We start from the raw sequence: 15,873 nt of genomic DNA on the forward strand, positions 1-15,873 counted from the left end.
CTGGTCGGGCGGGCCTCCGCATGACCGGTCGCACAGGGTCGGCCCGGCCTTCGGCACGATCGGCGGCACCTGCTCGGTTGCACGCCTCGACGTGACCAGGTGCTCGTGCTCGGCCGCTGCTCGTGGTCCGGCCGCTGGTGGTCGGCCATTGAGGGTCGGCCGCCCCTGCGTGATCGGCCGCTCGTGATCGATCGCGCTCAACGTGGTCCGCCGCCCTCGGTGCGCTCCGTCCCCTCCCGGCCGGACAGGACTTGGCCGAAAGTGATCCGTCCCACAACGGACGCGGATCTCCTGCCCCGGACTCCGGGCCCGTTGGGGCGGACGGCATGATGGGGACCCTGCCCCAGCTGCCCCGGGAGAGCCGTCTTGGCCGGAGAGCACCACGCCATAGCCGTCGTCGGCGCCGGCCCCCGCGGCACGAGCGTGCTGGAACGGATCTGTGCCTCGGTCCCGGAGCTGTTGCCCGACGCCCGGCTGACGGTGCACATGGTGGATCCCGCACCGCCCGGCCCTGGCCGCGTGTGGCGCACCGCGCAGCCGCGTGAGCTGCTGATGAACACGGTGGCCTCGCAGGTGACCCTGTTCACGGACAGCAGCGTGCAATGCGAGGGTCCGGTGCGGCCGGGCCCCAGCCTGTACGAGTGGGCGCTCTCCCTGAGCGGCGAGGACCTCGATCCGCTGCTGCTGGCCGAGGCCCGGGCGCTGGGCCCCGACGACTATCCGAGCCGTGCCTTCTACGGCAGCTACCTGGCGTGGGTGTTCCGTCGGGTGGTGGGCGGAGCGCCCGGATCGGTGACGGTGGAGGTCCATCCGGCGCGCGCCGTACGGCTGGAGGAACACGCGGACGGCGCCCAGGCGCTCGTCCTGGAGGACGGACGCGAGCTGGGTGGCCTGTCGGCGGTCGTGCTCGCCCAGGGTCATCTGCCGGTGGTGCCCGGGGAGGCGGAGGAGCGCGTCTCCTCGTACGCCGCGGCTCACGGGCTGCGGCACCTCCCGCCCGCGAACCCGGCCGACGTCGACCTGTCCCGGATCGCCCCGGGCGAGGCGGTGTTGCTGCGCGGCCTCGGCCTCAACTTCTTCGACCACGTCGCCCTTCTGACGACGGGGCGCGGCGGCACGTACACCACGGGGGCGGACGGCTCGCTTCGCTACCGCCCCTCGGGCAGTGAGCCCCGCCTGCACGCGGGTTCACGTCGCGGAATCCCGTACCACGCGCGCGGCGACAACGAGAAGGGGCCGTGGGGCCGCCACGAGCCGCTGCTGCTGACCCCCGCGGTGATCGCGTCCTTCCGCACCCGGGCGGAGGCGGGCGACTTCCCCGACTTCCTGTCCGAGGTGTGGCCGCTGGTCGCGAAGGAGATCGAGACGGTCTACTACGAGGCGCTGGCTGCGACACGAGCGGCGGTCGGCTCGCCGGTCGGACCCGCCGTCGGCTCACCGGTCGGCGGACCCGCGGTCGGCTCGGCGCTCGAGCCCGCGGTCGACTCGGCACTCGAGCCCGCGGTCGGCTTGCCGGTAGGCGGACCGGCGTTCGGACCGGCGCCCGGCCCCTCCGTCGGCCCTGCAGTCGATTCGGCGGTCGGGTCGGCGCTCGGCGGCGCGCGCCGGTTCCGCGAGCGCTTTCTCGCCGCTCCCCACGGCAGCGCCGAAGAGGCCGCTGTCCTGGACGAGTTCGGGATCGCCACGGACGTGCGGTGGTCGTGGGACGACCTCGCGCGGCCGCACGGTGGGCGGGCCTTCGGCGGCCCGGAGGACTTCCGCGCATGGCTGCTCGGACATCTGCGGGCGGACGCGGAGCACGCCCGGCTCGGCAATGTCGCCGGACCGGTCAAGGCCGCGCTCGATGTGCTGCGGGACCTGCGCAACGAACTGCGCCAGATCGTCGATCACGCCGGGCTCTCCGGCCTGTCCCGCCGCGACCACCTCGACCGCTGGTACACCCCGCTCAACGCCTTTCTCTCGATCGGCCCGCCGAGGCGCCGGATCGAGGAGATGGCCGCGCTGATCGAAGCGGGCATCCTCGACGTGATCGGGCCCGGGCTGGAGATACGACTCGGCACGCCCGGAGGCGGGCGCGGATTCACGGCGCACTCCCCCCATGTCCCGGGTTCCGCCGTGACGGCGACGACGCTGATCGAGGCCCGGCTGCCCGAGCCGGATCTGCGCCGCACCGACGACCCGCTGCTGGCAGGGCTGTTGAGGACCGGCGCGTGCCGCCCTCATGTGACCGATGGCTACGAGACGGGCGGGCTGGACGTCACCGTGCGGCCGTACCGGCTGATCGACCGGGAAGGGCGCCCGCATCCACGGCGGTTCGCGGTCGGGATACCGACCGAGGGCGTGCACTGGGTGACGGCGGCGGGTGCCCGGCCCGGCGTCAACTCGGTGACGCTGTCCGACGCCGACGCCGTGGCACGAGCCGCGCTGCGCACCACCGGCCCGCGCCCATCCGGAACCCCGGCACGAGCTCACGAAGCCGATGCCCCGCAGCCGAAGGACACCCAACTGGCAGGCACGCACACCGGGTCATGACGGCCGGCGCCCGATTCGGCGTCGGCTCGACTCGATAACCCCGCTCGAGTGCCCCCATGTCCGGTCGTCCGCGGTGTCGGCGGTGTCGGCGGTGTACGGCATCGTGCTACGCCGATCGTTCGCGCGTGCCGTCACCCCCGGCGGACCGGGAGGGCGAAGACAGGGCCGACACCGCGGCGTCACCGACACGGACAGATGCGCCGCGCCCCGGGCCGCACCGCGTACGCCCGCCGCCCCAACCTCCCCCGAGAGTCCGGACAACCGTGCGGAAACCGACCCCGGATCAGATGTTGAACTTGCAAGTATTAATTAGGCCACCCTAATCTGAGCCTCTCATCGGTTCGTCCCCACCGAAGGAGTCCTTCGTCATGCCTTCCGGAACCCCCCTCACCGCCCGCGCCGACAGCGCGCAGCCGTACGCGCTCGCGCTCTTCCGCGGCGTCGTCGGCCTGCTCTTCGCCTGCCACGGCGCCGCCTCGCTGTTCGGCATACTCGGCGGCGCGATGGGCGGCGGCACCGTCCCCGCCGGCGCCTGGCCCGGCTGGTACGCCGCGGTCATACAGCTCGTCGGCGGCGCCCTGGTGGCGCTCGGCCTCGGCACCAGGATCGCCGCGCTGATCTCGTCCGGGTCGATGGCGTACGCCTACTTCTCCGTCCACCAGGGCGAGGGCCTTTGGCCGTTGCAGAACGGCGGCGAGCCCTCCGCGATGTTCTGCTGGGCCTTCCTGCTCATCGTCTTCACCGGGCCCGGCGCCTGGGCGCTGGACCGGCTCGTGGGCGCCGAGCGCACACTCCCCGCGGCGGCCCCGCAGGCCCAGGGCGAGCCCAGCGCCGCCTGAGTCCGGAGCACCGGCCGGGTGCGCCCGCGGGGCGCACCCGCCGGAAGCTATCTCTTCGCGCCGAACGGCACGGTGAAGCAGGCCAACCGCTCTTCCGCGGCGGGGGCTTCACCGTGCCCGCCGCGGGCCGTCGTCCGCCCGTGCAGCACCACCGACCCCGCCTTGCCCGGCCGGAACCGCCAGGCGTTGTGCGAGACCGCCTCCCCGGCCCCCTTCCGGTCCGTGGTGAAATTCAGCCAGACCTCGTTGCGCCGGTTGGCGAAAGCCGGGTCGACGGAGGGCTGCTTGGGGTCCACCCGGTCCTGGTAGCGCTGGCCCGAGTCGTCCGGAAGCGCGCCGCAGGGTCCGGTGTGGACACGCACGTCGAACGCACGGTCGGCCTCGATCCCCTTCAGCCGGACCCGGACGGTCGTGCCCGACGAATCCGCCGACTTCTCCACATCGATCGACGCCCCGGCGGGCACCGCATCGGTGTCATACGTGACCGCGCCCGGCTTGAAGTCCTTGTCCCACGGCGCGAACCGGCCCCAGGCATGGATCCAGTCCTTCCCGCCGGCAACCGCCGGGGTCGCACCGCCGGCAAGTCCGACGGACACCGCCATCGCCACTGCCGCCGCTCCCGCCACTGCCGCACGGTTTACTGAAGCCATCTCGCACTCCCTCAACTGCCGCCGATTGGTACGTTTCGCCGCACTTACCGTTCCCCGCCGCGGGCAACGCCCGCATCCTGCGTCCGGGTGACAGCGATTCGAACAACACGGCTCACCCCGGCCGATCTATCCCCCTCGAGCGGGCGTACGCTGTATGGCTGTAACGCCGCCCCTGCCGCTTCCCTGCGACGTCGCGGCGGGGGACCGGACAGGGGAGAAGCGTTGCTGGAAAGCCTGGGGTCGTTGACCGTCACCCCCTGGATCTACGTGATCGTGGCTCTGTCCGTACTGCTGGACGTCTTCGTCCCCGTCCTTCCGAGTGGCGTCCTGGTGATCGCCGCCGCGACCACCGCCGCCGGCACGAGGACCGCAGCGGGTGCCGTCGGTGCGGCGAGCGCCGGCAGCTCGGAGGTTCCCGACATGCTCGTGCTGGTGCTGTGCGCCGCGACCGCCTCCTGCGTCGGCGACCTGGTCGCGTACCGGCTGGCCTGGCGCGGCGGCGACCGGCTCTCCCGTGCGATCGCCCGCTCCCGTCGGCTGACTGCGGCTCAGGACCGGCTGGGCGCCGCGCTGCTGCGCGGTGGCGGCATGCTCGTCCTCATCGCTCGTTTCGCACCCGCCGGACGGTCGGTGGTGAGCCTCGGGGCCGGGGCCATGCACCGCAGAGCCGCCGAGTTCCTGCCCTGGTCGGCGCTCGCCGGACTGGCTTGGGCCGGATACAGCGTCAGCCTCGGCTACTTCGGCGGGCAGTGGCTCGGAGCCACCTGGCTCGGTACGGCCGTGTCGGTGCTCGCGCTCTTCGCGGCCGGCGCGGGGGCGGCGTACGCGCTCCGGCGTCCGGTCGTGCCGCGGCAGTCGGCGGTCGCGGCGGCGGCTGGGCCAGCCGGCGGCTGACCGCCGGGACGTGACCCCACCGGGACGTGACCCCGCCGGTTTGGTCATCTCGTCGGACGGGGCACCCGCAAGTCGGTGACCTCGCACGTTGGTGACTCACCCGGATGGCGCGGCCGTTGACCCGGCTCAAGGGACCCGGCTCAGGGGACCTGGCGCAGGTAGACGGCCCCGCAGGTGTGGCAGAAGGGTTCCCTGGTCATCCCCCAGGCGTCCTCCGGCTGAGCGGCGGCACGGGGGTCGAGTTCACGTCCGCACAGGGCCGTCGTAGCGGAGAAGTCACTGCGGACCATGTGCCAGAGCTCCACCGGCCCCAGGTCCCGGTCCTCGCGCTCACGCCTGCTCTTCCGCCTGAGTCCGATCCTCTCGCTCAGGCTCTTCCTCCCTGCCGCCCCCGCCCCGGGCCCGGCCCTGGTCGCGGGCCCCGCCCCGGTTCCGGTCCCGGGCTGCGCCGCGTGCTCCGCACGTATCTCGTACATGGCATGCATGAGGCCACCTCCCTCATCACGCCGAGGCGCGCTTCTTCGCGGCCGTCTTCTTGGTCGTGGACTTCTTCGCCGCCGACGCCGTCGACTTCGTGGCGGTCGTCTTCTTCGCTGCGGTCTTCTTGGCCGTCGCCGAGGTGCTCTTCTTGCCGCTGCTCTCCTTGGGCGACGAGGCCGCCTTCTTCGCCCCAGAGGCGGTGCTCTTCCGCCCGCCCGAGGCGCCGGAGGAACGGCCGGACGCCGCCTGCCTGGAAGCCGCGGCCTTCTTCGCACCCCGCGCGGGCGTCTTGGCGGCCCGTCGCCGCCCGGCGCCTCCGGCGCCCTCCGCGGCCTCCTCGCCCTCACCCCGCCCGTGCTGGGCGGCGCGGACGCTGTTCTCCAAGGCGGCCATCAGGTCGATGACCTTGCCGCCGCCCTCGGGCTGCACTCCGGGCTGCTCGGGCTCGGTCCCCTGCAACTTCGCCGTGACCAGCGCCTCCACCGCCTCCCGGTAGTCGTCGTGCAGCTCCTCGGTGTCCAGCTCGCCGAGGGTGTCCATGAGGGTGTCCGCCAGATCCAGCTCCGCGTCCCGTACCGTCACCTTCGTCTCCGGGGCGACCCCCGTGGGCTGCCGGATCTCGTCGGGCCACAGCATGGTGTGCATCGCGAGGGCGTCCTCGACGACCCGGAGCATCCCGAGCGTCTCGCGGCCGCGCAGCGCGAGCTTGGCGACGGCCACCTTCTGGCTGCGGTTCAGGGCCTCACGCAGCAGGACGTACGGCTTCGCCGCGCCGGCGCCGTCCGCGGCCAGGTAGTACGAGCGGTCCAGCTGGAGCGGGTCGATGCTGTCGGCGGGAACGAACGCCAGGATCTCGACGGTCTTGGCGGTCGGCAGCGGCAGCGCGGCCAGGTCCTCATCGGTGAGCTGGACGATGGTGCCGTCCGGTGCCTCGTAAGCCTTGGTGATCTCCTCGTTGGAAATCTCCTCGTCGTCCAGCTCACACACTTTGCGATAGCGGATCCGGCCGCCGTCTCTCGCGTGCACCTGGCGGAACGAGACCGAGTGGCTCTCGGTGGCTCCGAACACCTTGATGGGGATATTGACCAGCCCAAACGAAATAGACCCTTTCCAGATGGATCGCATGATTCATCCCTTTCATGGGATTCTCATGGTATGTCGCAGATGACGGAGGTGGAGGGGCGGCGCCTGGCGCTCAGCAACCTGGACAAGGTGCTCTATCCGAACGGCTTCACCAAGGCGGAGGTGCTCCACTACTACGCCACCAACGCCGAGGTCCTGCTCCCCCACCTCCGCGACCGCCCGCTCTCCTTCCTGCGCTATCCGGACGGCGCCGAGGGTGAGCACTTCTTCGCGAAGAACCTGCCGCCCGGCACGCCCGACTGGGTGAAGACGGCCGTCGTGCCGCGCTCGGGCGCGGGCGAGACCGGCGAGCACGTCCTCGTCCAGGACCTGCCGACGCTGATCTGGGCGGCGAACCTGGTCACCGAGTTCCACACCCCGCAGTGGAAGGCGGCCGAGCCCGGCCTGGCCGACCGGCTGGTCTTCGACCTCGACCCCGGGGCCCCGGCGACGATCGTCGAGTGCTGCACCGTGGCCGAGTGGCTGCGCGACCGGCTCGCCGCGGACGGCTTCGAGCTTCTCGCGAAGACGAGCGGCGCGAAGGGCCTACACATCCTGGCTCCCCTGGAGCCCGTACCGTCCGAGCGGGTCACCGCGTACGCCAAGTCGCTCGCGGTCGAGGCGGAGAGCGCGCTGCCCGGTCTGGTGGTGCACCGGATGGCCCGCCATCTGAGGCCGGGGAAGGTCTTCGTCGACTACAGCCAGAACACGGCGGCGAAGACCACTGCGGCCCCCTACACGCTGCGTGCCCGCCCGGCCCCCACCGTGTCCGCGCCCATCACCTGGGACGAGGTCGCCGACTGCACGGACGCGGACCAGCTCGTATTCCGGGCCGGTGACATCGCCTCGCGGGTGGCGCGGTCCGGGGATCTGCTCGCCCCGCTCCTCGACCCCGGCCGCGCCCGCCCGCTGCCACCCACCGAGGCCGCGTGAGCCCGCAGCTGCGGCCGCCCGTACGGGTCGCGCTGGCGCGCTCGGTGGAGGTGATGGCGCACGGCCGGTACGCGTACGAGCCGAAGTTCGACGGGCACCGGCTGGTCGTCTTCCGCACCGAGCAGGGCGTGCTGCTCCAGGCCCGCTCGGGCCGCATGGTCGCGGACGCCTTCCCGGACATCGCCGCCGCGGCGGAGGCGCTCCCGGAGGGGACGGTGCTCGACGGTGAGGTGGTCATCTGGACGGGCGGGCGTACGGACTTCGCCGCCGTACAGAAGCGCGCGATGGCCGGGCGGACCCGCGCCGCCGCGCTGGCCCGCGAACTCCCGGCTTCCTACGCGTCGTTCGACCTGCTGGCAGCCGGGGCGTCGGATCTGCGGCGGCTGCCGTACGAGCAGCGCCGCGACCGACTGGTCGAGCTGCTCTCGCCGCTCGGGCCGCCGCTCCAGGCCGTGCCGGTGACCACGGATCCGGAGCTGGCCGCGACCTGGTACGAGACGCTGCGCGAGGTCGGCGTCGAGGGTCTGGTGATGAAGCGGCTCGACCACCCCTATCGCGGTGGCCGCCGGGACTGGCAGAAGCTGCGGCACTCGGAGACACGCGACGCGGTGGTCATCGGGGTGACCGGCCCCCGCGCCCGCCCCAAAGCGCTGGTCCTGATCCTGCCGGGTGACGACACGCCGGTCGTGTCCGGGCCGCTGGCCCCGGGGGTACGGGCCGGGCTGGCCGAGGCGCTGTCCGCCCTGCCGGAGGGGGGTGGGGGCGAGCGTGGGGGCGAGCCCTCGGTCGGAGGCGAGCGCTCGGGGGACGTACAGGAGACGCCCGACGGCATTCTCTACACCCCCGTGCCCCCGGACCTGACGGTCGAAGTCAGCCGGACCGCCACCCGCACCCCGATCACCACGGTCATCCGGCTGCGCACCCCCGGCTGACATCCACCGCCGTAAGGCCCCCGCCCCTGCCCGCGCCTGCACGCCTGCCCACGCCTGCCCGCCCCGTCAGGGTCCGGAATGCGTCCGGTGCGAGCGCGGCGTTCACCTACGGCCCACATGGCCGTACACGCGGTGGGCCGCAGGTATGAATTGCCGGACAACCGATTTTGCCCCGGTATGTCGCGAGATACATGGTCGACGGCCAATACGGCCGCTTCTTCATGTCTCTGGAGGCTCACATCGTGGGCACACCCACCCGCATCGCCGCCGCATGCGCTCGCCGGGCCCCTCTGCTCGGTGGCTTCGGCGCGGCCGGGGCCGCCGATCCGCCCGGCACCGTGCACATCGTCTCCCCGGGCAAGGGGACCCCGATCCAGAGCGCCGCGAACCGGGCCCGCGCCGACGACTCCGTTCTCGGGCGCCCCGGGCACTACAAGGAAAACGTCCCGGCCCGGCCCCCGGCCGGCCACTCGACGCCCTCGGCGCCCCGGCGCCTCGGCACGGATCGGACACCATGACCCACAGCACCCGTCTCCTCCGCCTCCGCCTGCGGTTCCCGCTCCTGTGTCTCGCGACGGCCCTGCTCCTCCTGCCCGGCACGAGCGCCGATGCCCACGACGACGACCCCGAGGCTCCCCGGGGCGCGGGTGACCCGCTGCCCGCCCGGATGGCCGACACCGGCGGGGGCACCCAGCTGATCACCGCCGAGGCTCCCGGCCTCGCGTCCACCACCGGCACCGTGTCGTGGTGGCAGAAGCGGAACGGCACCTGGGTGCGGGCAGGCTCCAGCCCCGCGCGCTTCGGGGCCAACGGTCTGGCCGAGGGAAGCACCCGGAAGCAGGGCACCTCGACCACGCCGACCGGGCTGTACGACCTCCCCTTCGCCTTCGGCACCGGGGAGGCTCCCGCCGGCACCTCGGTCCCGTACCGCGCGATCACCACCGAATCCTGGTGGTGCCAGGACAACTCCTCGACGTCCTACAACCGGTGGGTCGAGCCGCTGCCGCCGGACTGCTCCGCGTCCGAGGCCGAACATCTGACCTCGTACCGCACCCAGTACGCCATGGCCCTGGTGATCGGCTTCAACTACGCACGGCCCGTCAAGGACCGCGGCGCGGGGATCTTCCTGCATGTCAACGGGCGCGGTGCCACAGCGGGCTGCGTATCGGTGCCTGCCGCGGCGATGAAGGAGATCCTGGCCTGGACGGACCCCGCGGACGAGCCGCACATCGCCATCGGCACCCGCTCGGGCAGCACAGCGATCACCGGCTACTGACCGGACCGGAGGCCGCTCTCACGGGCTCGGCCGCCGATCGTACGGTCACCGCGGCGAGGCTGTGACGTGCGAATACGCCCTCGACTGTGACGGTCCCACGCGGCTGCCACGTCGACGGTGTTGCCCTTAGGCTGACATGTGAGGGCGGTACGGGTTTCGGGGCAAGGCGATGCCAGGGAGGCCGCTGTGACTACCGAGTCCAGTGTGATCAGTGAATCCTCCGGAGGCCGCCACAGCTTCGGGGACCCGGGCGCACCCCGTTACCTGCCGATCGCCGAACACGGGCTGATCGGCGATCTTCGCAGCGCGGCTCTGGTAGGAAGCAACGGCACCATCGACTGGTACTGCTGCGGCCGCTTCGACGCGCCCAGCATCTTCGCCTCGATCCTCGACGCCGACCGGGGCGGCTCCTTCGAGCTCGCCGCCGATGTCCCGACGCGCACCAAGCAGTTCTACTTCCCCGACACCAATGTGCTGATCACCCGCTTCTTCGCGGACGACGGGGTCGGCGAGGTCCAGGACTTCATGCCGATCATCGACGACTCCCGCGAGGCCGAGCGGCACCGTTTGATCCGGCGCGTGGTCTGCGTACGCGGCTCGCTGCCGTTCCACGCGCGCGTGGCGCCCCGGTTCGAGTACGGCGCGCAGGCCCACACGGTGCGGATGGAGTACGGCCAGGCGTTCTTCGAGTCCCCGGCACTCTCCCTCGCGCTGACGTCCAGCGCGCCGCTCGACATCGACGGCCCGGACGTCACGTCGCTGTTCAAGCTGGTCGAGGGCGAGTCCGCCGTCTTCGCCCTCGACCAGGTCGGCGGCGATGTGATGCCGCGGGGCTGTCCGCAGGCCGAGGCGGAGGAACTGTTCGCCGCCACGGTGCGGTACTGGCGGCGCTGGCTGTCCAAGTCGCGCTACCGCGGGCGCTGGCGCGAGATGGTGCACCGCTCCGCGCTCACCCTGAAGCTCCTCACGTACGCGCCGACCGGCGCCATCGTGGCCGCGCCGACAACGAGCCTGCCCGAGCAGATCGGCGGCGAGCGCAACTGGGACTACCGGTACGTATGGATCCGCGACGCCGCCTTCTGCGTCTACGCGCTCCTCCGGCTGGGCTTCACCGACGAGGCCAAGGCCTTCATGCACTTCCTGTCCGAGCGGATCGGCTTCACCGAAGGGTCCCCCGAGGGGCCGTTGCAGATCATGTACGGCATCGACGGGCGCCGCGAACTGCCCGAGCGCGAGCTGCACCACCTCGAGGGCTATATGGGCTCCTCCCCGGTACGGGTCGGCAACAACGCGGTCGATCAGCTCCAACTGGACATCTACGGAGCGCTGATCGACTCCCTCTACCTCTACGACAAGTGGGGAGAGCCGATCTCCAGCGAGCACTGGGACACCGTGAGCAAGCTGGCCGAATGGGTGTGCGACAACTGGGACCAGCCCGACGAGGGCATCTGGGAGACCCGCGGCGGACGCAAGAACTTCCTGTACTCGCGGCTGATGTGCTGGGTGGCGATCGAACGGGCCATGCGGATGGCCATGCACCGCGGCCTGCCCGCCGATGTGACGCGCTGGGGACAGGCCCGCGACGCGATCTACCGGCAGATCATGACGCGCGGCTGGTCCACGGAGCGGCGCGCCTTCGTCCAGCACGAGGGCGACGACGTCCTCGACGCCTCCCTCCTGATGATGCCGCTGGCCAAGTTCATCTCCCCGACCGATCCGAAATGGCTCTCCACGCTGGACGCACTCGGCGAGGAGCTGGTGTCGGACTCCCTGGTCTACCGCTACGACCCGCAGGCCAGCCCGGACGGGTTGCGGGGCGAGGAGGGCACGTTCTCGATCTGCTCGTTCTGGTACGTCGAGGCGCTCTCCCGCGCAGGGCGGCAGGACGATGCCCGGCTCGCGTTCGAGAAGATGCTCACCTACGCCAACCACCTCGGCCTCTACGCGGAGGAGATCGGCCACACCGGCGAGCAGCACGGCAACTTCCCCCAGGCCTTCACCCACCTGGCACTGATCAGCGCCGCCTTCAACCTCGACCGCGCGCTCGGCTAGGACTGTCCCCTGTCGAAGCCCAGCCCTTTTCGAAGCCCCGCCCGGGGAGCGGCGGCTGGGCCCATCGGGCACGCCCAGGCGCAGGCTCGGCTGCCGTAGGCCTGGCCTGCAAGAACGCAACCGTACGGGGGGCAATCGAACGAAGGGGCGTAACGTATCAAATGGCACGTACCGAAGCATCCCGGAGCGGCAGATGGCTCTCCAACGCCCCCGCCCGTCGGCGAGCGACGATGAGCTCTTGGACACCCTGGGAAAGCTCACCGGCCAGGTCGTCGCGCAGAGCAAGCTGCGTCAGGCCCGGGTGGAACTGGCTGTCGCACTGCAGCACAGTCTCCTCCCGGTGGAACTTCCGGATCTGCCCGGCCTGCGGACCGCGGCACGCTACGCCCCCGCCCAGGACGGTCTGGACATCGGCGGCGACTGGTACGACGTGTTCTGGATGCCGGACAACTCGCTCGCGTTCGCCATCGGTGATGTGCAGGGGCACGGTGTGGAATCGGCCGCCGTCATGGGGCAGATCCGTGCGACGCTGCGCGCCCTCGCCCTCTCCACCACCGATCCGGGCGAGATCCTGGGCATGGCCAACGAGCTGCTGGTCTCGATGGGCACCGACCTCTTCGTGACGTGCTGCCTTCTCCGCTTCCACCCGTCCCGTCTCGAGCTTGCCAGCGCCCGTGCCGGTCACGTTCCGGCGATCTGGTGCACTGCCGACGGGCTGGCGGCCATCGTTCTGGACGAGGGCGGCCTGCCCTTGGGGATACAGACCGGGGAGAGATATCCGGTGACCCGGCACCTGCTCATGCACGAGGGAGCCTTCGTCCTGTTCACCGATGGGGTGGTGGAAGGCCCCTCCTTCCCGATCGAGAGCGGACTGGAACGGGCGGCCGAGGTGGTCGGCGCCGGCTTCCACTCCGACCCCGATCTACTGGCCGCCGAGATGATCGAACTGGCCGCGCTGACCGGCCATGCGGACGACGCCGCCGTTCTCGTACTCCGCCATGCAGGGGCCGGGGGCGCACTGTAGAGCCGGCCGATGTGGTGGTCCGCCCGCCCCCGGGCGAGGACCTCGCGCGTAGCCGGGGGCGGGGCGAGGGGGCTGGGCGCGCGGGCAGGGCGCGGGGTTGCAGAGCGTGAGGGTTCGGCGCGCTGCGGATGCTCACCGCCGTGGCCGTGGGCCGCCGGCCATCGCCCGGCATTTCGACCGTCGCCCGGCGTTCCGCGTTCCGGTGTCGTTAAAGAACAGGCCATTCCCGCTGCCCAGGATCCCGAATGAATGAGTCCGCTTAGCGATTTATCGATGTTGCCGGCGCCGCGGACGTTGCCGGTACTGCCGACGCCGTCGACCACGGCACCGGAGGGACCCCATGACCGGCTCCGCCATCAACCGCCGACACTTCCTGCTCACCTCCGGCGCCGCCGTAGCGGGAACCGGCGCGGCGTGGACAGCGATACCCGGGCAGCGCAGCAGCGCCCCTGCCTCGCCCACCGCGAAGACGGCGGCCACGTCCCGGCCCGCCGCGCCCCGGCCGGTGACCCGGCGCGCCCCTCCCTGCGCGGCGACGACGCTCGAGACCGCGGCGCAGCTCCGCGGTGGGGGCGGTGGCGGAAGCGGCGGTGGCTACCGGCGGCTGGTCTCCGGCCCCGGGCTGCCCCTGGTGGTACGGAGCGAACTGGCGGCCCCCGCGGCCGGGCGACAGGACCGGCGTACCGCCCTGGCGTGCTTCGTCCAGTTCACCGACCTCCATGTGGCCGATGTGCAGAGCCCGTTGCGCCTGGAGTATCTACGCGCGCAGGCGCCGGGCGCGTGGCGGCCGCAGGAGGCGCTCTCGGTGGCGGGGTCCGTCTCACTGGTGGAGCAGGTCAACGCGCTCGGCCGGGGCCCGCACACCCGCAGCCCGCTCGAGTTCGTGATAACCACCGGCGACAACATCGACAACAACTCCTCGATCGAACTGGAGTGGTTTCTGCGCGTCATGAGCGGCGGCCGGATCACGCCCGACACCGGCGACGTCACGTCGTACGAGGGCGTGCAGGATTCCGGTCTCCCCTTGTACTGGCACCCCGACGACAGCCTGCGCGACAACGACAAGAAGCTCGGCCTGCCGCGGATACCCGGTTTCCTGGAAGCCGCGAGGCGCCCGGTCACCAGCCCCGGCCTGGGTATTCCCTGGTACTCCACGGTCGGTAACCACGACGACCTGCCCGGCGGGTGCTGGGCCCCGGACGAGCCGGCGCTGACCGACTTCGTCACCGGAGCCCGCAAGCTGTTCACCGTCCCGGACTCCGACCTGGCCGCCCTGTCGAGTGCGCTGAAAACGGGCGACGACCCCAAGGCCGAGGTGCTCAAGGGCATCCTGAGCGCCTACGCGCCGAAGGCACGGACGGTCACCGCCGACGAGCGCCGCAAGCCGTTCACTCCGTACGAGTACCTGACCGCGCACCTCGACCCCGCCTACGCCGGGGCCGGCCCCGTCGGCCACGGATACACGGCCGCCAACCTCGACGGCGACCGTATGTACTACTCGTTCAAGGTCGCCGAGGACGTCATCGGCATCAGCCTCGACACCACGTACCGCAGCGGCCACTACGAGGGCTCGCTCGGCACCGGTCAACTGCGCTGGCTGGAGCGGACGCTGGCCTCGCACAGCTCCCGCTCCTACGACGCCGACGGCCGGCTGGTGCGCAATACCGGGGCCGACGACGCCCGTGTCCTGGTCTTCAGCCACCACAACAGCCCCACCATGCAGCGGCGCCCCGACGCTACGGACTCCGGAGAGGAGCGGCACGACGGCGAGGAACTGATCGCCCTGCTCAGCCGGTTCCCCAACGTGGTGGCGTGGATCAACGGCCACAGCCATGCGAACCGGATCACGCCGCACGCCCACCCGACCCCGAAGCGCTCCTTCTGGGAGGTCAACACCGCCTCCCACGTCGACTATCCGCACCACGCTCGCGTGATCGAACTGGTCGACAACCAGGATGGGACGCTCTCCCTGCTCACCACGCTCATCGAATCCGCGGCGCCCCACCGGACCGACTTCGAGGACCTGTCGGCCGTAGGCCTGGCGTCGCTGTACAGGGAGCTTTCGTTCAACGCCCCCGGTGTCCGTGAGGGCCTGGCGGGCGGGGCTGCCGACGGCAATACGGAGCTGCTCGTACCGCGCCCGTAGCCGGTGCAGCTCCCGCCCGGTCGGGCCGGCGGGTTGCTAGGGTGCAGCCCCATGGGCGCCGGCAAGGACAGCAGAACGAACGGGCCCGCACCACTGCGGCGGGACGCGCAGCGCAACAAGGATCTGTTGATCGCAGCCGCTCGGGAGATCTACGCCGAGCAGGGCGTGGACGCGCCGCTGGACGAGATCGCCCGTCGGGCCGGAGTCGGCAACGCCACCCTCTACCGGCGGTTCCCGACGCGCGCGGCGCTCATCGAGGAGGTCTTCCACGACGCGCTGACCGCCACCCTGCGGGCGGGCGAGGAAGCCCGGAAGGGCGACGACGCCTGGGCGGCCTTCACCGGCTACCTGGAGCGCATCTTCGAAGGGCTGGCCACCGACCGGGGCGCCAACGACCTGATGACGACGGGCATCGAGGGAATCACCTCGCTCGACGCCCTCCGGTCGCACCATCACGAGACGATCAGCATCCTGATCCGCCGTGCCCAGGACCAGGGCACGATGCGGGACGACGTCGTCACCGAGGATCTTCTGTTCGCGCTGGCCGCCCTGGGCAGAGTCGTCCCGGCCGCCGCCACCGTCGTGCCCGACTCCTGGCGCCGCCATCTCGCCCTCCTTCTCGACGGCCTCCGCACCGAAGCCGCCCGCCCCCTCCCCGTTCCGCCGTTCACTCTCGACCAGTTCGGCGACGTCCTGCAGGAGCTGGGCACGCCGCGACCGGGACGCCAGTAAGGACCGCGCAGCGGCTCGACACGGGCGACGGCACGGTCACCATCCAGGGCTGCGAGCCGTTCGCGCTGCGGAAGTAACCGCAGCACTCAACTCGTTGGCCCCGCCGCCTCCGAGCGTCAGAGCAGGTCATGAAGGACAGACGAGGGGGGCGGCCCGGGCTTGGACCCCCGGCCCCCCCCCCCGCCCGGGGCGGGGGCCCCCCCCCCCCGCGGCCCGGCAGCACCACGCCAGTGCAGGCCCGCTCACCACTCCGACGCCCAT

At 71.8% G+C, this 15,873-nt stretch carries 15 protein-coding genes; 11 read left to right on the forward strand and 4 right to left on the reverse strand.

Translation table 11 applies throughout. From position 1 onward, the window contains the following. The coding region (locus ABZW18_RS11840) for a hypothetical protein (RefSeq protein WP_356185584.1) at nt 1-201 on the reverse strand (201 nt) is incomplete at its 3' end. 165 nt (nt 202-366) lie between these two features. Between ABZW18_RS11840 and ABZW18_RS11845 the strand changes: the two genes are divergently transcribed. Both ABZW18_RS11845 and ABZW18_RS11850 read left to right on the forward strand, forming a co-directional pair. Continuing rightward, entirely contained in the window at nt 367-2,532 is a 2,166-nt protein-coding gene (locus tag ABZW18_RS11845) for an FAD/NAD(P)-binding protein (RefSeq protein WP_356185587.1), read from the forward strand. 368 nt (nt 2,533-2,900) lie between these two features. Continuing rightward, nucleotides 2,901-3,371, forward strand: coding sequence for a DoxX family protein (locus ABZW18_RS11850; RefSeq protein WP_356185589.1), 471 nt, complete (start codon nt 2,901-2,903; stop codon nt 3,369-3,371). Nucleotides 3,372-3,418: 47 nt separating this feature from the next. Here ABZW18_RS11850 and ABZW18_RS11855 read toward each other — a convergent pair whose 3' ends face one another. Next, complete coding sequence (locus ABZW18_RS11855) at nt 3,419-4,021, reverse strand: superoxide dismutase family protein (protein WP_356185592.1); 603 nt, start codon at nt 4,019-4,021, stop codon at nt 3,419-3,421. A 222-nt stretch (nt 4,022-4,243) separates the two neighbouring features. Here ABZW18_RS11855 and ABZW18_RS11860 point away from each other — a divergent pair, with 222 nt between their 5' ends. Then, entirely contained in the window at nt 4,244-4,915 is a 672-nt protein-coding gene (locus tag ABZW18_RS11860) for a VTT domain-containing protein (protein WP_356185595.1), read from the forward strand. 140 nt (nt 4,916-5,055) lie between these two features. Here ABZW18_RS11860 and ABZW18_RS11865 read toward each other — a convergent pair whose 3' ends face one another. Beyond that, entirely contained in the window at nt 5,056-5,400 is a 345-nt protein-coding gene (locus tag ABZW18_RS11865; protein WP_356185648.1) for a hypothetical protein, read from the reverse strand. Nucleotides 5,401-5,416: 16 nt separating this feature from the next. Beyond that, nucleotides 5,417-6,520, reverse strand: a complete 1,104-nt coding sequence (locus ABZW18_RS11870; protein ID WP_356185598.1) for a Ku protein — start codon at nt 6,518-6,520, stop codon at nt 5,417-5,419. A gap of 30 nt (nt 6,521-6,550) precedes the next feature. Here ABZW18_RS11870 and ligD point away from each other — a divergent pair, with 30 nt between their 5' ends. The 8 genes from ligD to ABZW18_RS11910 all read left to right on the forward strand — a co-directional run bounded on the left by ligD (nt 6,551) and on the right by ABZW18_RS11910 (nt 15,612). Beyond that, a complete protein-coding gene (ligD, locus tag ABZW18_RS11875) occupies nt 6,551-7,450 on the forward strand; it encodes a non-homologous end-joining DNA ligase (RefSeq protein ID WP_356185601.1) in 900 nt (299 codons plus the stop codon). Between the two features lie 53 nt (nt 7,451-7,503). Continuing rightward, complete coding sequence (locus ABZW18_RS11880; protein WP_356185642.1) at nt 7,504-8,382, forward strand: ATP-dependent DNA ligase; 879 nt, start codon at nt 7,504-7,506, stop codon at nt 8,380-8,382. A gap of 242 nt (nt 8,383-8,624) precedes the next feature. Beyond that, complete coding sequence (locus ABZW18_RS11885) at nt 8,625-8,900, forward strand: hypothetical protein (RefSeq protein WP_356185604.1); 276 nt, start codon at nt 8,625-8,627, stop codon at nt 8,898-8,900. Continuing rightward, a complete protein-coding gene (locus ABZW18_RS11890) occupies nt 8,897-9,658 on the forward strand; it encodes a L,D-transpeptidase family protein (RefSeq protein ID WP_356185607.1) in 762 nt (253 codons plus the stop codon). The genes ABZW18_RS11885 and ABZW18_RS11890 overlap by 4 nt, the downstream gene beginning before the upstream one ends. Before the next feature lie 204 nt (nt 9,659-9,862). Further along, nucleotides 9,863-11,710, forward strand: coding sequence for a glycoside hydrolase family 15 protein (locus ABZW18_RS11895; protein WP_356185645.1), 1,848 nt, complete (start codon nt 9,863-9,865; stop codon nt 11,708-11,710). A 193-nt stretch (nt 11,711-11,903) separates the two neighbouring features. Further along, entirely contained in the window at nt 11,904-12,734 is an 831-nt protein-coding gene (locus ABZW18_RS11900; protein WP_356185609.1) for a PP2C family protein-serine/threonine phosphatase, read from the forward strand. Between the two features lie 340 nt (nt 12,735-13,074). Continuing rightward, nucleotides 13,075-14,880 carry a TIGR03767 family metallophosphoesterase gene (locus ABZW18_RS11905; RefSeq protein ID WP_356185611.1) on the forward strand — a complete coding sequence of 602 codons (1,806 nt, stop codon included), beginning with the start codon at nt 13,075-13,077 and terminating at the stop codon, nt 14,878-14,880. Nucleotides 14,881-14,931: 51 nt separating this feature from the next. After that, a complete protein-coding gene (locus ABZW18_RS11910; protein ID WP_356185614.1) occupies nt 14,932-15,612 on the forward strand; it encodes a helix-turn-helix domain-containing protein in 681 nt (226 codons plus the stop codon). Nucleotides 15,613-15,873: the final 261 nt, after the last annotated feature.

This window comes from Streptomyces sp. NPDC004647 (assembly GCF_040609575.1).
GTDB lineage: Bacteria > Actinomycetota > Actinomycetes > Streptomycetales > Streptomycetaceae > Streptomyces.